A 17,538-nucleotide genomic window follows, 5' to 3' on the forward strand; every position below is an offset into this window, starting at 1 on the left:
CGCGGGCGGAGAAGCGACAAAGGAGACACCGTGAGCGGCCACGCCTGGTGGCGGACCCTGTGGGAGTCCGCCCGGCCGCAGGGGGACGTGCGGCGCCGCAACGCCTCCGCGTGGCTGCCGCATGTCACCGAGCTGAAGGGGACGATGCGGCGCTTCGACGACAACGACGAGGTCGACATGGCCGTGGTGGGCTGCGGGGCGGGCGGCGCCACGTTCACCCAGCGCCTCGCGCACGCCGGGTGGCGTGTGGTGTGCCTGGAGGCGGGCCCGTTCTGGGATCCGCGGAAGGACTGGGTCAGCGACGAGTGGGGCTCGCACCACCTGTACTGGAACGAGCCCAGGGTCGTCGGCGGCAGCCACCCGGTCCCGCTGGGCTCGAACAACTCCGGGCGCGGCGTGGGCGGCTCCATGGTGCACTTCGCGGGGTTCGCGCCCCGGCTGCACCCCTCCGACTTCCGTACGTACTCGCTCGACGGCGTGGGCGTCGACTGGCCCCTGTCGTACGAGCAGCTGCGGCCGTTCTACGAGCGGCTGGAGCGCGAGCTGCCGGTGGCCGGGCAGTTCTGGCCCTGGGGCGACCCCCACCCCCACCCGCACCCCCCGCACCCGGTGGGCGGCAACGGCCAGGTGATGCTCGAGGGCTGCGCGGCGCTCGGCATCGAGGCGCGGGTGGGGCCCGTCGCCATCACCAACGGGCGCTTCGGCAACCGCCCGCACTGCATCTACCGGGGCTTCTGCCTGCAGGGCTGCAAGGTCGACGCCAAGGCCTCCCCGCTGATCACCCATGTGCCCGACGCCATCGCGCACGGCGCCGAGATCCGGGCCGACGCGATGGTCACGCGGGTGGAGACCGACCGCGAGGGGCGGCGGGTGACGGGGGTGCGGTACGTAAGCGGCGGCCGTGAGCGCCTCCAGCGGGCCGCGGCGGTCGCCGTGGCGGGCTACTCCCTGGAGACGCCCAGGCTGCTGCTGAACTCGGCGACCTCCCGCTTCCCGCGGGGGCTGTGCAACGACCACGACCTGGTGGGCCGTCATGTCATGGTGCAGGGCGCGCCGCAGACCGCCGGCCGCTTCCCCGACGAGATCCGCATGTACAAGGGGCCGCCGCCCGAGGTGAGCTGCGAGGAGTTCTACGAGACCGATCCGGCCCGGCCCTACCGGCGCGGCTTCTCGGTGCAGACCGTCTCCCCGCTGCCCATCACCTGGGCCGAGCACGTGACCGCGCAGGGGCACTGGGGCGCCGATCTGCGGCGGCGGATGGCGGACTATGTGCACTGGGCGACGCTGGGCGCCCTGTGCGAGTTCCTGCCGCAGGCCCGCAACCGGGTCACGCTGGCGGAGGCGACCGACCGGCACGGGCTGCCCGTCGCCCGCTTCGACCACAGCCGCTGCGCCAACGACGACCTGCTGATGGAGGCGGCGCGCGAGGTGATGGAGCGGATCCTGAGGGCGGCGGGCGCGACCGAGCTGATGACGGTGGAGCGTTACGCGCACCTGGTGGGCGGCTGCCGGATGGGACATACGCCCGAGGAGGGCGTGGTGGACGCCGACCTGCGGTCGTTCGCGATCCCCAACCTCTTCGTCACCGACGGCAGCGTGCTGCCGACCCAGGGCAGCGCCAACCCGGCGCTGACCATCATGGCCCTCGCCGACCGGGCCGCCACACGACTGATCGAAGGGCGCGCACGATGAGCAGCGGCGGGCGGATCGAGGCGCTGGACGTCTCGGCGTACACCTTTCCCACCGAGGGGCCGGAGGCCGACGGCACCCTCGCCTGGGACTCCACGACCGTCGTGGTGGTCGAGGCGCGCTGCGGCGGTGAGACCGGCCTCGGCTGGACGTACGCGCCCGCCGGCGCGGCGGACGCCGCCGGCGGTCTGCTCGCGGGGCTGGTCACCGGGCGCGACGCGATGGACGTGGCGGGCGCCAACGAGGCGATGGTCCGAGCCGTGCGCAACGCGGGCCGCCCGGGGCTGGTGGGGTGCGCGGTGTCGGCGGTGGACATCGCGCTGTGGGACCTCAAGGCCCGGCTGCTGCGGGTGCCGCTGCCGCGCCTGATCGGCGCGGTCACGGACGCCGTCCCGGTGTACGGCTCCGGCGGGTTCACCACGTACCACGACACGCATCTGGCGGCGCAGCTGAACAACTGGGTGCGCGGGCACGGCATCGACCGCGTCAAGATCAAGATCGGTGAGTCCTGGGGCCGGGCCGTCGAGCGCGACCTGGACCGGGTGCGGCACGCCCGCGAGACCATCGGGCCGGAGGCCGCCCTGTACGTGGACGCCAACGGGGCGTACACCCGCAAGCAGGCGGTGCGGGTGGGGCGGGCGCTGGACGGGCTGGGGGTGGTCTGGTTCGAGGAGCCCGTCTCCTCCGACGACCTCGAGGGGCTGCGGGTGGTGCGCGATCTGTGCGCGTGCGACGTGACGGCCGGCGAATACGGCTACGACCTGTCCTACTTCGCCCGGCTGGCACCCGTCGTCGACTGCCTGCAGGCCGACGCCACCCGCTGCGGGGGCCTGACGGGCTGGCTGCGGGCCGCGGCCGTGGCCCAGGCGCACGGCCTGGAGATCTCGGCGCACTGCGCGCCGCACGTGCACGCCCACGTGGCGGCGTGCGTGCCCAACCTGCGGCACGTGGAGTGGTTCCACGACCACGCGCGGATCGAGTCGGCCTTCTTCACCGGCGCCCTCGACCCGACAGGCGGGGTGCTGCGGCCGGGCGCGAACGGCGAGGCCGGCCACGGGATGGGCTTCCGGCACGAGGAGGCGAGCGCCTGCCGCGTCCGCTGACCGCCCCGTCCGCCTGATCCCGAGGAGCACAGACCGCATGCCCGACGTCGAGGCCGCCACCACCCGCTACCTGATGTACGGACTCCTGCCCGGCTGGTTCGTGCCCGGCGTCGCCGACTGGGTCATGCACCGGCGCACCCGCATCGAGGACACCTCCGGCACCCGGGAGTCGGCCATCCACGCCCTGATGATGACCGAGGTGGGCATCCCCATCGCGCTCACGCTGCTGTACGAGGTCAACCCGCTGCTGCTGACCGTGCAGCTGGGCGCGACGGCCGCGCACGAGGCCACCGCGCTGTGGGACGTGCGGACGGCCCTGCGCGGCGACCGCGAGGTCAAGCCGCTCGAACAGCACATCCACAGTTTTCTGGAGACCCTGCCGTTCGCCGCCCTGGGCTCGCTGATGTGTCTGCATCCCGAGCAGGTGCGCGCCCTGCTGCGCGGCGGCCGGGGCCGGCGGCGGGCCTGGCGGCTGGTGCCGCGCCGCCGGCCGCTGCCGCGCGGGTATCTCGCCGGGATCGGGCTGGGGATCGGCGTGTTCGTCGTGCTGCCGTACGCCGAAGAGCTCACGCGCTGCCTGCGCGCCGCCAAGCACCGGGACCGGAAGGACCGGAAGGACCGGAAGGACCGGCAATCGGATGAAGGGAAGTCACCATGAAGGTCGCGTTCCTCGTGGCGCCGCAGGGCGTCGAACAGGTCGAGCTCACCACCCCCTGGAAGGCCGTCGAGGAGGCGGGCGGCACGCCACAGCTGGTGTCGACCAAGCCGGGGACGGTCCAGGCGTTCCACCACCTCGACAAGGCCGACACGTTCCCCGTCGACCGGACAGTGGCCGAGGTGGGCGTCGCCGAGTACGACGGCCTGGTGCTGCCGGGCGGGGTGGCCAACCCGGACTTCCTGCGCATGGACGAGCGGGCGGTGGCGTTCGTCCGGGACTTCTTCGGGGCGGGCAAGCCGGTGGCGGCGATCTGTCACGCCCCGTGGACGCTCGTGGAGGCCGATGTGCTGCGCGGGCGCACGCTGACCTCGTGGCCGAGCCTGCGCACCGACATCGGCAACGCGGGCGGCTCATGGGTCGACGAGCAGGTCAAGGTGTGCACGCACGGCCCCAATACGCTCATCACCAGCCGTAAGCCCGACGACCTCGAGGCGTTCTGCCGGACGTTCACCGCCGAGTTCCGCGCGGCGCGGGGCGACGGCTAGGGCTGCCGGCCGAGCCGGGCGAGGAGCCGCTGCCAGGAGTCGGCGCCGGGCGGCGGCTGGACGGGGGCCGCGAACAGGCCCGAGGCGGAGAGGTCGTCGGCGTACGGTTCGACCTCGTGGCGGGTGAAGTCGACGAGCGCCTTCGAGGGGTGCTCGTCGGCGCCGATCGCGCGGGAGAGGTCCCAGGCGTGCACCACCAGGTCGGAGATCATCTGGGCGCAGTAGGAGTGGGCGGTGCTGGGGCCGTAGGACAGGTTGACGGTCCGGTCCAGGGCGCCGCGGGCGTGGAAGGCCTCGCGGGCGGCGTCGGCCGCCCGGTCCCAGGTGTCGACGGGGTCGTCGCCGAGCCGGTCGCCCTCGAAGCCGTCGCCCACCTCCTCGATGGTCGCGCCCTCGAGCATGGGCGGCACCCACAGCTGCTCCACGGCCAGGTGGTTGACCAGGTCGCGCACGGTCCATTCGGTGCAGGGCGTGGGGTCGTCCCACTGCCCGGGGCGGATGGCGTGCACCCGGTCGGTGAACAGGTCGAGCGCCTCGCCGTGCCGGGCGAGCAGCGTGCGCCGCCGGGAGTCGGTCAGGTTCTTGTCACCGGTCATGGTGCCCATGGTCCGCCCGCATCCGGGCCGCGGCGAGTGCGGCCGCGGCGAACGCCGCGCCGCCGGCCAGGGCGCCGCGGTGCTCGCTCAGCCACAGCTGGGGACCGTGCACCCGGGCCCCCATGCCGAAGTCGCCGTGCGCGCCGTAGTCGTGGCCGCCGTCGCCGTCAACGGGATGCCACAGGTTCACCGGCGGCATCTCCTGCGCGCTCTCGGTGCGCTGCTGTGCCGCATAGGCCGTGCGGGCGAGGTAGCGGTCGAGAAGGCCGGGGGCGACGGCGTTGGCGAGGAGGGTGGCGACGGTGCTGGCGCCGACCCAGTACTCGCGGCGGCGGGGGTGGGCGGCGGCGTGCACGATGGCGCGGGCGGCGAGTTCGGGCTCGTAGACGGGCGCCACGGGCCTGGGGCGGCGCGGCAGGCGCGAGAGCACCCAGCCGAACTGCGGCGTGTTCAGGGCCGGCAGCTGGACCATGGTCGTGCGGACCTTGCTGCCCTGGTGGAGCAGTTCGCAGCGCAGGGACTCGTTCCAGCCCTGGATGGCGTGCTTGGCCCCGCAGTACGCGGACTGCAGGGGCAGACCGCGGTAGGCGAGGGCGGAGCCGACCTGGACGATGGTGCCGTGGTCGCGCGGGAGCATGCGGGAGAGGGCGGCGCGGGTGCCGTAGACGTAGCCGAGGTAGGTGACTTCGGTGACGCGCCGGAACTCGTCGGGTTCGATCTCGACGAAGGGCGCGAAGACGCCGGTGAAGGCGTTGTTGACCCACACGTCGACCGGGCCGAACACCTCTTCGACGCGGTTCGCCGCGTCGGTGACCTCGTGGTGGTCGGCCACGTCCACGGGCACCACCAGCGCCTGGCCACCGCGCCCGCGCACCTCGGCGGCCGCGGCCTCCAGCCCCTTGCGCCCCCGGGCCAGCAGCGCGACGCTGGCGCCCCGCTCGGCGAAGGCACGGGCCGTGGCCCGGCCCACGCCGCCGCTGGCACCGGTCACGACCACGACGGAGCTCTTCGTTCTCTTCATCATCGGCGCCGGGTACCCGGGGCGGCGACCGTCAAACAGGGAGGGCCGGTACGCCCGCAGATCCCCCGTCCGGGTGATGGAACGCGCCGGGCATGCCGGATTCGACACAACACTGCTTGACTTATCACACGATCACCCGAATCAAGTGCGGGAGGCACCCCATGCTCACCGGTGACGCCTTCAACAGCAGCACCTTCGCCATCGAACTCGGCAGGTTCCAGGTGGAAACGGTCCAGGAGGTGTCGGGGCTGACCCTGGAACAGGACGTCGTCGAGGTCCGGCAAGTGTCCCCGACCGGCGAGCTGATCGTGCGCAAACAGCCGGGTTCGCGAAGGGCCGGCGAGATCACGATCACCCGGGGCATGGACAAGAGCACCGCGTTCACCGACTGGATCAAGTCCACACTGGTCAACGCCGACCTCGACAGCGCCCGGCAGAACATCACCATCGCCGTCAAGGACGCGCACGAACAGACGGTCCGGCGCATCCACCTGACCAACGCCTGGGCCTCCCGATGGGAAGGCCCGCAGCTGGGCGCCACCGGTTCCGACGGCGCCACGGAACAGGTCACGATCACCTACGAGGACATCACCGTCGAATAGCCGGGCCCGATCCCCGTTCACCCGTTCCAGCGATTGCGGGAGCAAGCGGGCATTGCCGACCCTGGAGAACGGGGATGAGCGCGGTCCCCGGCCCCCGTGCCACCGGCATCCGCAGAACTCGAGGGAGAACGTCCATGACGACCGCCGCTGCCACCACCGGCCCGCTCCCGGCCGTCATGGACCGCTCCCCCGGCGAGGACGCCGACGGCCCCGCGCGGGCCGCGTGGATTCCGCCCGACTTCACCGACGTCGAGCTCGGGGCCGAGGTCACCGCGTACGCCGGCCGGTGGTGACGGCGGCCGGCCCGGAGGCGGAATCCGGGCAGACGGACGCCGGGCACAACGGGTCTCTCACCCGTTCGGCCTTCACCACCGCGCTGCACGCGCACGCCGACCAGTACTGGTCCCGGCACCCGCTCCATCTGCGGCTCCACCAGGGCGGCCTGAGCCGGGAGGAGTTGCGCCGGTGGATCGCCAACCGGTGGTACTACCAGAAGCTGCTGCCCCAGAAGGACGCGGCCATCATCGCCAACTGCCCCGTCCCCGAGGTGCGCAGGCGCTGGACGCAGCGGATCACCTATCAGGACGGCACCGCCGAGGGCCGGGGCGGCAACGCCCAGTGGCTGGCCCTCGCCGAGGCCGCCGGCCTCACCCGTGCCGAGATGCTGGACGAGCGGCACGTCCTGCCCGGAGTCCGCTTCGCCGCGGACGCCTATGTGACCTTCGCCCGTACCCGGCCCTGGATCGAGGCCGTCGCCGCCTGCCTCACCGAGCTGTTCTCACCGGGCCTGCTGCGCGACCGGCTCACCGCCCTGCGCACGCACTACCCCTGGGTCGACGCCTCCGGCCACGACTACTTCACCACCCGCCCGGCCGCCGCCACCGACGACGCCCGCCACGCCCTGGACCTGGTCGTCTCCCACTGCACCACCCGACAGCAGCAGGACGCCGCGCTCGCCGCGCTGACCTTCAAGTGCGACGTGCTGTGGAGCATGCTCGACGCCCTCGAGCACGCGAGCCGGACGGGCTGACGCCGTGCCCGGCGCGGACGGGATCCGGTGGCGGCTGTGCCGCGGCGCACGGCTGGCCCACGACCCGGTGCGCGGCGCCGAGGTGCTGCTCCACCCCGAGGGCGTGCTCCTGCTCAACGGGACCGGCGCGGCCGTCCTCGCCCTCTGCGACGGCGAGCGGGACGTGACCGCCATCCTCGGTGCCCTCTCCGGGACGTACGAGCCGGTGGTGGCGCAGGACGTGCGCTCCTTCCTGACCCGCCTGGCCCGACGGCGGCTGATCGAACCCTCCGGCGTGCCCCGGGAGCGGCCCGGTGGATAGGCCGCTGGGCATGCTCGCCGAGCTGACGTACCGCTGCCCGCTGCGCTGCGCGTACTGCTCCAACCCGCTGGACCTCGCCGCGTACGACGCGGAGCTCACCCTCGCCGAATGGTGCCGGGTCCTGGACGAGGCCCGCGCACTCGGGGTGCTGCAGGCGCACCTGTCCGGAGGGGAGCCGCTGCTGCGCCGGGACCTGCCCCGCATCGTCGCCCACGCGCATGGCCTCGGGCTGTACACGAGCCTCGTCACCGGCGGGCAGGCCCTGTCCGTCGGGCGGCTGGCCGCGCTGACGGCGGCGGGCCTGGACCATGTGCAGATCAGCCTGCAGGACGCCGAGGCGGCCGGGGCGGACGCGCTCGCGGGCGCCCCGGCGCACCGGCGCAAACTCGCGGCCGCCGGGCGGGTGAAGGAGGCCGGTCTGCCGCTGACGCTCAACGTCGTGCTGCACCGCGCCAACATCGGGCGCACCGGGGCGCTCGTCGATCTCGCCGTGGCTCTGGGGGCCGACCGGCTGGAGCTGGCCAACACCCAGTACTACGGCTGGGCGCTGCTCAACCGCCGGGCGCTGCTGCCCACGCGGGAGCAGCTCGAGGCCGCCGAGGCGGTGGTGCGCCGGGAGCGCGAGCGCCTGGCGGGCCGGCTGGAGATCGTCTATGTGACCTCCGATCACCACGAGGGGGTCCCGAAGCCGTGCATGCACGGCTGGGGCAGCCGCCAGCTGACCGTCGCGCCGAACGGTGACGTCCTGCCGTGCCCGGCGGCCGCGAGCATCCCGGACCTGGACGTGCCGAACGTCCGGGCGGCCGCGCTGGCCGACATCTGGTTCCGCTCCCCGGCGTTCAACCGGTTCCGTGGCACGGACTGGATGCGGGAGCCGTGCCGGAGCTGCCCGCGCAAGGAGATCGATCACGGCGGCTGCCGCTGCCAGGCGTTCCAGCTCACCGGTGACGCCGCCGCGACGGATCCGGTGTGCCGGCTCTCGCCGCATCACGGCCTGGTGGCCGCGATCGTCCGGGACGCCCGGGGCGCGCCCGCCGTGCCTCAGGCCCGGGGCTCGGTGCCGGACGGCTGAACACCGCCGGCGGTCCCGACGGGCCCGGCGGACGCCTTGGGCAGTACGCCCGCACCTGCTCCGGCGGCCTGGCGCAGGGCGCCGGCCAGCAGCAGGAACCACAGGCCCACCAGCACCAGATGGGCCCGTTGGGGGACGCCGTGCCAGCCCGGCCGTCCGACCAGCGGCCCCACCGTGGCCAGCGCGGTCAGCAGGGCGCTGCCCAGCACCCACGGTCCCCGGGTCCGGATCGACGGGCGGGGGAAGGAGTCGGTGCCCGACGCCATGACCAGCAGGGCCATCGAGGCGAACAGCGCGGTGTGGACCAGCGCGCTGGTCGTGGTGTGCCAGGGGTTGACGGCCTCGCAGGCGCTCTCCACCGACGGCGCGCAGCGCATCGGCACGACCACATCGGCCACGGAGAACACGCCGAAGGCCACCAGCGACCACCAGCCGGCCGCCGACCACCGGTTGCCCTCCGGTCCGCGGGCCAGGTACGCGCCCGTCACCACCAGGACGGCGGCCGTCACTTCGACGAGGCCGAAGAGCGTATGGAAGCGCTGGTCGGCGGCGTAGAGCTCGCTGACGTAGGAGTGCCGGGGGTCGAGACCGGTGGGCAGGAAGAGCTCCAGCAGCCAGTCGTTGTAGACGACGGCGGCCGTGGCCAGCAGCAGCGGCGCCCACCCGTGACGCGGGCCCGCCGCCGACCGCCCCCCACGGGGCCGGCCGGCGGCGGCTCCGCGGAGGGCGGCGGACGCATCACGCTTCAAAGGGGTCTCAGTTCCCGCTCAGCGGCGGCGGCCGGTAGGCCGGCGGGGGCGTCGGCGGCGAGTCCACGGGCGGGGGCGGGGGCGGCGACATCGGAGTAGTGTACGTCCGCGTCGGTGCCGGCGGCGTGGTTCTCTGGGGTGTCGGCGCCGGGGCCGGACGGGTCGGGGTGGCGGGCACGCCGCCCTTGGGCGCGCCCACCGCGCGGTCGTCCTCGCCGTCGGTGCCGACCGGGCGTTCGAACCATTCCTTGGTGGCGGGGTCGTAGACGACGAAGCTCTCCATGACGGCGTCGGCCGGCTGGACCACCACCACGTCCGAGGAGCGGTAGTCCGGCCAGGTGTCGCCCTTGGCCTTGGGGTTGCCCTTGACGGCGACCGGTGGCTTCAGCGGGTTGCCGCAGGCGCACCGCACCCTGGGCACGCCCCGGTCGTCGACCAGGACGGCCGTGCCGGTCTGCAGCACGGACTGGAAGCTGCTGACCTCCCCGTCCTTGAAGCCGTGGTTGGTGACGCGGGTGTCGTAGCGCAGGTTCAGGGAGGTCAGGCCCCGCAGGTAGGAGGCCAGTTGACCGGTCTCGACGCCGGCCGTGGCCGCGAAGGCGCGGGCCTTGGCCTGGTCCTGGTTCAGCAGGCCGATCTGGCGCTCCACGTCGCAGCTGGCCTTGTTGCGGGTACCGGCGTAGAGGCCGGGCTTGGAGCCCGGGATGCTGCGGTTGGCGCTGCTGCCGCCCTCGACGGGGGCGGGAGTCGTGGATCCGCCGCCCTTGGCCGACGACTGGGTGAAGGGATCCCTTCCGTCGGCCGCCGCCGACTGCAGGACGACCTCGCCGTTCCCGCCGTTGCCCTGCCGGAAGAAGACGATCGCGAGCACGGCGACGACCACCACGGCCGCGGCCGCGATCGCGGCCTTCGACCGCCACCAGGGCGGGCGGCCGCCGGGCCGCTCGCCGGGGGTTCCGCGTTCGCCCGAGGGCGGGGCGGGCGGGCCGGGGGGCTGCTGCGGCCCGGACGGGCCGGACGGCTGCGCCGTCCAGTCCTGCCGGGTGGCCTCCTGCTCCTCGGACGGGCGGCCGGGCGGCTGGGAACCGCGACCGGACAGCGGGCCCGACGGGGGGCCGGAGGGGCGATTTCCTGACGGCGGTTCGGACGACACGGGCCCTACTCCTACGCTGGAGGTTCTCTGGTTCCTGCTCACCGCCCCCGCGCACATTGTGTGTCGCAAACCGGGGCGAGCCGCAAGCGGGCATGCGGGGCGTGTATGCCGGGCGGGCCCGTGATTCCCCCGGGCGCCCGCGCGGACGGGTGGCAGGACGGCGACTGGCTTACGTTGGGCACCGTGAGCAGGCCGACGACATCCCCGCCCCCCGGTGGGGCATCCCGCCAACTGCGTGCCTGGTGGGACGCGCTGGCGGCGGTTGCCGCCGGGGTCGCCGCCATGTTCGCCGTCGCCGCCCTGGGGTTGTGGGCCGCGGGAGCGGCCGGGCTGCCCGGCGGCGCGTTCGCCGCGGTCCTCGCGGCCACGGTCGTCACCGCGGTCGGCGGCACGGTCGAGATGTCGGGCGGCGCGGGCTTCCTGGGCCGTACGGGTGGCGATCTGGCGCTGGTGCCGCTGTCGGTGACGCTGGCCGGTGCGCTGGTGATCGCGGTGCTCTTCCTGCTGCCGCTGCGGCACCACGCGGTGGCGAGCGGCGGCGAACTCCTCGCCCGGGTCGCCCGGACGGCCGTCCTGTGGCTGCTGGCCCTGCTGCTGATCGCGCTCGCGGCCCGGCACACGTTCCGCATCCAGGTGGGCGAGGACTTCATCGACGAGCTCGGCGAGGCGCTGGGCGCCACGCCCACCGTGGGCTTCCGCGCGGCCGTCGGCCCCACGCTGGGCTTCGGCCTGCTGTGGCTGCTGGTGCTGCTGGCCGTGGCCATGGCCGTCTCCCGCAAGACGCCGCTGCCCTCGCGGGCGCTGCGCTTCCAGGACTCGGTGCGCCCGGCCGCCTTCGCGATGCTGGTGGTGCTGCTGACCTATGTGGTGCTGGGGGCGCTGACCGGCGTCGTGGCGGCCTTCACCCGCGAGAACACCGCGCAGACCTTCGCCGTCATGCTGCTGGGCCTGCCCAACCTGGTGTGGATGGCGTTCGGCATCGGTCTGGGCGGGGCCTGGGAGGGGCGGGTACCGGGTGACATCGGGCTCCCGGTGCCCAGACCGCTGGCGGCGGTGCTCCGCGAGACCGACGGCGGCACCGCGACGGTCGACCTCGCCTCGCTCGCCGAGTACGACGGCCGTGCCTGGCTGCTGGTGCCGCTGGCGGCGCTGGCCCTGCTCGCGGCCGGCTTCGTCCTGGCCGTCCGCTCGCCCGCCGGCACCCGCCCCTGGCAGCACGCGGTGCGGCTCGCGCTGGCGGTGGCCGTGACGCTGCTGGTCGTCGGGCTACTCACCCGGGTCTCGGCCCGGTTCGGCCTGTCGCTGCTGGGCCTGGGCGACCTCGAGGACTTCGGCGGCGAGGTCTCCCTGCACGCACGGCTGCTGCGGCTGCTGGGATTCGGGCTGCTGTGGGGCCTGGTGGCGGGGTTCGTGGGCGGCCTGGCGGCGGGGCGGGTGCACCGCCGCGGCGAGGTGGAGCCGCCGGACGCGCCGGGGGGGGGCGGCTGGTGACCGACGGGTCTCGTGACGAACGGCCGCCGAGAACAGGAGACCGAAAGCCGCCGCTGTAACTCCGGCCAATGGCACGTCGTTTCACTCGATATGCATTGGCGTTGGATAGTGACCTGGGCACTGTGTGCCGTGGTCTTGTGCGGGCTGTTGTCGCTGTGGCCACTGCGGGGTCCTGATCAGCTCTCCGCCGTCACCGCGATATTGAGTACTGTCATCGCCCTGTTCGGAGTACTGTCCATGTGGGCCTGGCGTTCCGGCAGTGGCCGTCGTCCGCATTCCAGCAGCGGACAGGTCGCGGATGCCGCAGAGGTACTGGCCCTTACGGTCCGCCGGCAGTGGGAGGAAGAGGCGGCTCTCCGGCAACTCTACGACCCGGCGCCCCTGCCGGTGGTCTGGTCGGACTGTTCCCACCCAGGCGTGTCCGACCACCGTCAGCTGGTGGGCACCGCGGTGGTCTGCCAGGTCGGTGACCCGCGGGAACTGACCGCCGCCTTCAGGTCCCTCGCGCGTCGGCGCCTTGTGGTGCTGGGGCCGGGAGGCTCGGGGAAGACGACCTTCACCATCCTGCTGCTGCTCGCCCTGCTGCGCACGCGCGCCACCGGTGACCCGGTGCCGGTGCTCTTCTCACTGTCCTCCTTCGATCCCGCGCGCGAGAGTGCCGGCCACTGGCTGCGCCGCCGCATCGCCGCCGACTACCCGGCGATAGCCGACACCGAGACCTACGGTGCCGGTGCCATCGAGGACCTCCTCACCGAACACCGCCTGATACCGATACTCGACGGTCTCGACGAGCTTCCCGAACGAAGCCGGGCAGCAGCCCTGGCCTCTCTCAACGACACCCTGCCGTCCGACACCCCTCTCGTCCTCACCTGCCGCACCGCCCCCTACCTGCGAGCGGTGGCAAGAAGCGGCGTCCTGACCGGAGCAGCGGTCCTCGAGCCCTCGCCGGTACGCACCGACGACGCCCTCGCCCTCCTGAGGCTGGCCACACCACCGGGATCCCGTCAACACGGCTGGGACGCCCTGGCCGAACACCTCGATCACCGGCCGCACTCCCCTGCCGCCCAGGCCCTGACGAGCCCTCTGATGGTGGCCTTGGCCCGGTCCCTCTACGCCGACGAAGGCAACGACCCCGCCGAACTCACCGACGCACGGCGCTTCCCCACATCCACCGACATCGAGCACCACCTCCTCGACGCGCTGGTCCCCACTCTCTACCACCGCGCCCGGCGACAGCACCCCGACCGAAGCTGGGATCCCCGGCAGGCCCAGCGCTACCTCACCTATCTTGCGGCGGGGATGCAGGCCCAGGGCACCTACGACCTGATGTGGTGGCAGCTGTACCGGTGGACTCCGGCCCTCGCCAGGCCATGGCGGCGCGCGTGGACGTGGGCCCTGCTCACCTGCGTCACGCTTTTGCTGACCACGTCGGTCCTGGTGGTTGTGCTGGATGTGCCTTCGTGGCCGGAGGCCCTGCGGTGGTATCCCCTGTCGGCGCTCGAGGCCCTGATCAACGTCCCTCTGCTGGGCCTCAGCGGTCTGGTCATCATGCGGGAACGCAGCCTGACTCGTTCGTCCGCCCTGGCTGCTGTGATTGCTTTGTCCGGGGGTCTCGCGGCTCTGCCGGCGGCGCTGTACTACTACCACGGCGTTTTCGGGCCGGTGCTCGTGGCCGCCATCGGCTTCGGCTGCTTCAGCCTGTGGCTGTGCCTGCTGGGCGTCGGCGGCCTGCCGTCCCCTCCCCACATGCCCAGCCGAAGCCGGCCCGCTCGACGCAACCGGCGCAGGAAGCTGGCCCGCGCGCTCATACTCGTCTCCGGCGTCGCCGTCATCAGCGAGACCGTCTTCGCCGGTTACACGTTTGTCGGGTACGAAACCGTCCTGCCGTCCGGGACCGTGCCATGGGGCCTGGTGATCGGCACCGTGGTGGGCATCAGCCTGGCCGCACTGGACTGGGTCCGGGGCCCGTCCGGTGCCGACGAGGTCGCGACGGCCACATCCTCCATTCAGGCCGATCGCCTGATTTCGCTGATCAGCGGGGCAGCCTGCGGGGTGATCTTCGACATTCCCGACGGTGTCATGCGGGCCGTCGTGTCCTGGTCCCCCTACCACCCGCTGCGCACCACCGTGTTCGCGGCCGTCATCGGCCTCTTCCACGGCGGCATCCTCGGCGCCGGCGTCGCCCTGCCCGCCCACTCCTGGCCCCACTACTCCATCGCCCGCCTGCTCCTCGCCGCACGCGGCCGGCTCCCCTGGCGGCTGCAGACGTTCCTCACCGACGCGCACCGGCTCGGCGTCCTGCGCCGGATCGGCCCCGTCTACCAGTTCCGCCACGCCCGCCTCCAGCAGCACCTCGGGCACTGCCCAGGTCGTCAGCGGCCCCCGGGGACGAGTCCGTCGGCCACCAGGCCGGCGAACACCGCCTCGCCCAGGGCCTGAACGGCCGACTGCGGGCGGACCATCACGGTGAACTCCTTGATGCGGCCCGCCTCGTCGAACTGCAGCAGGTCGATGCCGTGGATCTGTTTGCCGTTCGCGACGGCGCGGAAGAGCAGGATCTCCGACGCTGCCCGGTCACCGTCGGTGCCGGTCTCGGCCGTGCCTTCCAGGTGGCCGATGTAGCGGAAGTCCTCGAAGGTGCGCAGCAGCACCTTGAGGAGGCCCAGCACCATGGGTTTGCCCTCGAAGGGGGTGAACTTCACCGGGCTGTAGAAGCGGACGTCGTCGGTGAACAGGGCGTCGAACGCGGACAGATCGCGCGATTCGACGGCGGCGCGGAAACGGGCGGCGGCGGTCTCCAATGGACCCTCCTCGATATCTCGATACGCTCGATACTCAAGAATATGAGTAGTCAGTTTCTTGAGTATGCTGCACGGGAGGACACGAAAAGGGAAGGGGGCGGCTGCGATGGCCCTGCGACACGCGGTACTCGCGGCGCTGCTGGACGGCGAGTACAGCGGTTACCAGCTGGCCAAGGCGTTCGACGTCGGCGTCGCGAACTTCTGGCACGCGCTGCCCCAGCAGCTGTACGCCGAACTGACCGGGCTGGAGAGGGAAGGGCTGGTCGAGGGCCGGCAGGTGGTGCAGGAGAGCCGGCCCAACAAGCGCCTGTTCCGGGTGACCGACGCCGGTCTCGCCGAGCTCGAGCGGTTCACGGCCACCGTCTCGAAGCCCTCGTTCATCCGCGACGACCTGCTGGTCAAGGTCCAGGCCGCCGATCGTGTGGACACGGGGCCGCTGATCGAGCAGCTGGAGGAGCGTGCGGCCGCGGCCGCCGCCAAGGTCCGGCTCTTCGAGGAGCTGCTGCGGCGGATGCGCGGCGAGGTGGACGAGGAGGAGTTCCTGCGCGACGGCGAGCGGATCGGCCCGTACCTGACCTGCCTGCGCGGACTGACCTTCGAGCAGGACAACCGGGACTGGTGCCTGCGCATCGCGGCCGTCCTGCGGCAGCGGCAGGCGGCCCGCGCCGGGCGGTGACGCGGCCCCGGGGCCGTACGGCCCCGGGGCTCCGGCGGGCGGCTACTTCTCGTACGCGCCCATCGGCTGCCAGGTCTCGTCATTGCTTCCCGGCTTGTCGGGGTGATGGGCCGGGATCTTCCACGCCGCCGAGTACAGCTGGCCGTCGACGGTGACGTAGTCCCCCGTGTCGTAGCCGACCGAGCCGTTCCAGGGCCTGGCGCCCTCGGGGAGCTTGACGTGGATGGGCATCATGCACGCCTTGAGCTTCCGCCAGGGGAACTGGCCGTCGCCGTTGGCGGTGCCGGGGGCCGTGCCCTTGCTCCAGAACGTGCCCTGCCACAGCTCGCCCTTGTACGTGACCCTGTTCTTGCTGGTGTAGACGTACTTCTTGTTCCACTCGGGGGCGTCGCAGGCGTTCTTGGGCAGCGGGGGCCTGGTGGGAGGCTGCTCGCCCTTCAGGCCGGCCTGGATGTGGCGGGTGAGGGTTCCGCTCACCTGGTCGTCGCCGTCGAGCGAGTAGGCCATGGCCCCCGCCAGGCCCTTGTCCTTGGCGAACTTCGCCTTCAGGTAGACCGCCATGGGGTCGTCGAAGGTCCAGAAGATCTTGTCCGACGGGCTGTACAGCCAGGCGACGCCGTTGGTGTCGTCGCGGTGGACCGTGTAGCCCGCCTTGGCGAGCCCGGCGAGGTCCCGGTACTCGTTGACGCCCGGCTCGTACTTGGCCTTGGGCTTGGCGACCGGATCGGGTGCCTTCTGGAACAGCCCGCCGTTGGTGTCGCTCTCCACGCCCTGCCAGCCCCGCCCGTAGAACGGGATGCCCAGCACGAGCTTGCTCGCGGGCGCCCCGGCCTTGACCCAGGCGTCGACGGCCGTCTCCACGGAGAGCTTCCTGGGGTGCGGATCGTCCTTGGGCACGTGCAGCGCGGACTGGTGGTTGGTCACCTTGTCGTCCGGGCGGCCGAACGGGCCGCGCAGGTCGTAGCCCTGCAGATTGCCGTAGTCGAGGTACTTCATCACCTCCTTCACGTCCCAGCCCGCCTCGATGACCTTGGGGTCCGCCGGCAGGAACGCGGTGAGCAGGTACTTGCCGCCGCCGGGCCGGGCCGGCAGCGCGTCGAGCTGCTCGCGGAACTCCTTCAGCAGCAGCGGGAGGTTCTTCTTGTCGTCGGGGCTGTGGATATTGCCCGGCAGACCGTCGTCGCACCCCGGCCATTCCCAGTCGATGTCGATGCCGTCGAAGATCCCGGCGGCCGTCCCCGGGCCTCCGTAGGTCTTCACCCTCTGCTTGGGGTAGCGCTCGGTGTCCGTCCAGACCTCGACGGGCAGGTCGCCCTTGATGTAGAGGTCGATGAAGGACTTCACGAACGCCTTGCGGTTCTCGGGCTTGGCCGCTTCCGAGAAGTTCCGGGAGTACGTCCAGCCGCCGATCGAGATCAGCACCTTCAGCTTCTTGTGCCTGGCCTTGAGCTTCCGCAGCTGGTTGAAGTTGCCCTTGAGGTACTTGGCATCGCCCCAGAACCCCGGGTCGGCCTTGCCGTCCACCGACTGCTCGGCCGTGAACGGCCGTCCCCAGTCGGCCTCGGCGTCACCGACGTCCTTGCCGCCGTCCGCGTGACCGGGGTTCTTGTTCGGCGCGGTCGCAGCGAACGCCTTGTAGCCGGGGTGGATCCCGGTGTTGGAGGAGATGTTCGCGAAGGCGTAGTTGAGGATGGTCAGCCGCTCGGCAGTGCCGTTGGCGTCGAGATCCTTCAGAAAGAATTTCCGGTCGTAGATCGCCCACTGCGGGTAGTAGCCGTGGTACCGAACCGTGCTCACTGGTGACCCTCCGGTCGCTCGCCCCCCAGGTGGCGCCGACGGTCGCACCGGCGCCTTGGCCAACGCATCACTACCCACTGCGACGGGCCGCCGAGGTCCTCCGTTCGGGTGAGCGACGGCACGGCGGGGCCGGGCACCCGAGCGAGGGATCGTTCACTCCCTCACGTACGGGTGACGCCGGGCATGCCGGACACGGGCGGGGGATGCACTCCCCCGCCCCCAAAGCCCCGACAAGCAAAGGAACTTCATGCGCC

At 72.5% G+C, this 17,538-nt stretch carries 18 protein-coding genes; 12 read left to right on the top strand and 6 right to left on the bottom strand.

Going from position 1 to position 17,538, the window contains the following annotated elements:
• The first annotated feature begins 30 nt into the window (after positions 1-30).
• The 4 genes from ACIG36_RS12015 to ACIG36_RS12030 are packed head-to-tail and all read left to right on the top strand — an operon-like array spanning position 31 to position 3,995.
• A complete protein-coding gene (locus tag ACIG36_RS12015; protein WP_399925742.1) occupies positions 31-1,692 on the top strand; it encodes a GMC family oxidoreductase in 1,662 nt (553 codons plus the stop codon).
• Entirely contained in the window at positions 1,689-2,792 is a 1,104-nt protein-coding gene (locus ACIG36_RS12020; RefSeq protein WP_399925744.1) for an enolase C-terminal domain-like protein, read from the top strand. Before ACIG36_RS12015 ends, ACIG36_RS12020 begins: the two co-directional genes overlap by 4 nt.
• Positions 2,793-2,829: 37 nt before the next feature.
• Positions 2,830-3,450 (top strand): diguanylate cyclase, encoded by a 621-nt coding sequence (locus tag ACIG36_RS12025; protein WP_399925746.1) that lies wholly within the window; start codon positions 2,830-2,832, stop codon positions 3,448-3,450.
• The gene (locus ACIG36_RS12030) at positions 3,447-3,995 is read left to right on the top strand and encodes a type 1 glutamine amidotransferase domain-containing protein (protein ID WP_399925748.1); all 549 of its coding nucleotides are present in this window, start codon (positions 3,447-3,449) and stop codon (positions 3,993-3,995) included. The genes ACIG36_RS12025 and ACIG36_RS12030 overlap by 4 nt, the downstream gene beginning before the upstream one ends.
• On the opposite strand, the gene ACIG36_RS12035 is transcribed toward ACIG36_RS12030, so the two are convergent.
• Positions 3,992-4,591 (bottom strand): TIGR03086 family metal-binding protein, encoded by a 600-nt coding sequence (locus ACIG36_RS12035; protein ID WP_399925750.1) that lies wholly within the window; start codon positions 4,589-4,591, stop codon positions 3,992-3,994. The two genes, ACIG36_RS12030 and ACIG36_RS12035, sit on opposite strands and share 4 nt — an antisense overlap.
• Entirely contained in the window at positions 4,581-5,612 is a 1,032-nt protein-coding gene (locus ACIG36_RS12040; protein ID WP_399926439.1) for an SDR family oxidoreductase, read from the bottom strand. Before ACIG36_RS12040 ends, ACIG36_RS12035 begins: the two co-directional genes overlap by 11 nt.
• A gap of 161 nt (positions 5,613-5,773) precedes the next feature.
• Here ACIG36_RS12040 and ACIG36_RS12045 point away from each other — a divergent pair, with 161 nt between their 5' ends.
• From ACIG36_RS12045 to pqqE, 5 genes are all read left to right on the top strand, one after another.
• Positions 5,774-6,214, top strand: coding sequence for a phage tail protein (locus tag ACIG36_RS12045; protein ID WP_399925752.1), 441 nt, complete (start codon positions 5,774-5,776; stop codon positions 6,212-6,214).
• Positions 6,215-6,348: 134 nt separating this feature from the next.
• Entirely contained in the window at positions 6,349-6,507 is a 159-nt protein-coding gene (pqqA, locus tag ACIG36_RS12050; RefSeq protein ID WP_399925754.1) for a pyrroloquinoline quinone precursor peptide PqqA, read from the top strand.
• Complete coding sequence (pqqC, locus tag ACIG36_RS12055; protein WP_399925756.1) at positions 6,504-7,244, top strand: pyrroloquinoline-quinone synthase PqqC; 741 nt, start codon at positions 6,504-6,506, stop codon at positions 7,242-7,244. Before pqqA ends, pqqC begins: the two co-directional genes overlap by 4 nt.
• 4 nt (positions 7,245-7,248) lie before the next feature.
• Positions 7,249-7,545 (top strand): pyrroloquinoline quinone biosynthesis peptide chaperone PqqD, encoded by a 297-nt coding sequence (gene pqqD, locus ACIG36_RS12060; RefSeq protein ID WP_399925758.1) that lies wholly within the window; start codon positions 7,249-7,251, stop codon positions 7,543-7,545.
• A complete protein-coding gene (gene pqqE, locus ACIG36_RS12065; protein ID WP_399925760.1) occupies positions 7,538-8,617 on the top strand; it encodes a pyrroloquinoline quinone biosynthesis protein PqqE in 1,080 nt (359 codons plus the stop codon). The genes pqqD and pqqE overlap by 8 nt, the downstream gene beginning before the upstream one ends.
• Here pqqE and ACIG36_RS12070 read toward each other — a convergent pair.
• Together ACIG36_RS12070 and ACIG36_RS12075 are read right to left on the bottom strand one after the other, a co-directional pair.
• Positions 8,587-9,366: a DUF998 domain-containing protein gene (locus ACIG36_RS12070; RefSeq protein ID WP_399925762.1), complete on the bottom strand. Its 780-nt coding sequence runs from the start codon at positions 9,364-9,366 to the stop codon at positions 8,587-8,589. The genes pqqE and ACIG36_RS12070 overlap by 31 nt on opposite strands.
• 7 nt (positions 9,367-9,373) lie before the next feature.
• Positions 9,374-10,519 carry a DUF6777 domain-containing protein gene (locus tag ACIG36_RS12075; RefSeq protein ID WP_399925764.1) on the bottom strand — a complete coding sequence of 382 codons (1,146 nt, stop codon included), beginning with the start codon at positions 10,517-10,519 and terminating at the stop codon, positions 9,374-9,376.
• A gap of 183 nt (positions 10,520-10,702) precedes the next feature.
• Between ACIG36_RS12075 and ACIG36_RS12080 the strand changes: the two genes are divergently transcribed.
• Positions 10,703-12,010: a streptophobe family protein gene (locus ACIG36_RS12080; protein WP_399925766.1), complete on the top strand. Its 1,308-nt coding sequence runs from the start codon at positions 10,703-10,705 to the stop codon at positions 12,008-12,010.
• A 417-nt stretch (positions 12,011-12,427) separates the two neighbouring features.
• Positions 12,428-14,449: an NACHT domain-containing protein gene (locus ACIG36_RS12085; RefSeq protein WP_399925768.1), complete on the top strand. Its 2,022-nt coding sequence runs from the start codon at positions 12,428-12,430 to the stop codon at positions 14,447-14,449.
• Here ACIG36_RS12085 and ACIG36_RS12090 read toward each other — a convergent pair.
• The gene (locus ACIG36_RS12090) at positions 14,383-14,811 is read right to left on the bottom strand and encodes a nuclear transport factor 2 family protein (protein WP_399925770.1); all 429 of its coding nucleotides are present in this window, start codon (positions 14,809-14,811) and stop codon (positions 14,383-14,385) included. The two genes, ACIG36_RS12085 and ACIG36_RS12090, sit on opposite strands and share 67 nt — an antisense overlap.
• 106 nt (positions 14,812-14,917) lie before the next feature.
• On the opposite strand from ACIG36_RS12090, the gene ACIG36_RS12095 reads away from it, so the two are divergent.
• Positions 14,918-15,487 (top strand): PadR family transcriptional regulator, encoded by a 570-nt coding sequence (locus ACIG36_RS12095; protein WP_399925772.1) that lies wholly within the window; start codon positions 14,918-14,920, stop codon positions 15,485-15,487.
• Positions 15,488-15,529: 42 nt separating this feature from the next.
• Here ACIG36_RS12095 and ACIG36_RS12100 read toward each other — a convergent pair whose 3' ends face one another.
• The gene (locus tag ACIG36_RS12100; protein WP_399925774.1) at positions 15,530-17,284 is read right to left on the bottom strand and encodes a glycosyl hydrolase family 18 protein; all 1,755 of its coding nucleotides are present in this window, start codon (positions 17,282-17,284) and stop codon (positions 15,530-15,532) included.
• Positions 17,285-17,538: the final 254 nt, after the last annotated feature.

The organism is Streptomyces sp. NPDC053048 (assembly GCF_044547045.1).
In the GTDB taxonomy this organism is placed as follows: domain Bacteria; phylum Actinomycetota; class Actinomycetes; order Streptomycetales; family Streptomycetaceae; genus Streptomyces.

Excerpts from the sequence above, each read along its gene's own strand:
- ACIG36_RS12020 (WP_399925744.1), top strand. The coding sequence starts at position 1,689 with ATGAGCAGCGGCGGGCGGATCGAGGCGCTGGACGTCTCGGCGTACACC.
- ACIG36_RS12025 (WP_399925746.1), top strand. The coding sequence starts at position 2,830 with ATGCCCGACGTCGAGGCCGCCACCACCCGCTACCTGATGTACGGACTC.
- ACIG36_RS12030 (WP_399925748.1), top strand. The coding sequence starts at position 3,447 with ATGAAGGTCGCGTTCCTCGTGGCGCCGCAGGGCGTCGAACAGGTCGAG.
- ACIG36_RS12035 (WP_399925750.1), bottom strand. The coding sequence starts at position 4,591 with ATGACCGGTGACAAGAACCTGACCGACTCCCGGCGGCGCACGCTGCTC.
- ACIG36_RS12040 (WP_399926439.1), bottom strand. The coding sequence starts at position 5,612 with ATGAAGAGAACGAAGAGCTCCGTCGTGGTCGTGACCGGTGCCAGCGGC.
- ACIG36_RS12045 (WP_399925752.1), top strand. The coding sequence starts at position 5,774 with ATGCTCACCGGTGACGCCTTCAACAGCAGCACCTTCGCCATCGAACTC.
- pqqA (WP_399925754.1), top strand. The coding sequence starts at position 6,349 with ATGACGACCGCCGCTGCCACCACCGGCCCGCTCCCGGCCGTCATGGAC.
- ACIG36_RS12095 (WP_399925772.1), top strand. The coding sequence starts at position 14,918 with ATGGCCCTGCGACACGCGGTACTCGCGGCGCTGCTGGACGGCGAGTAC.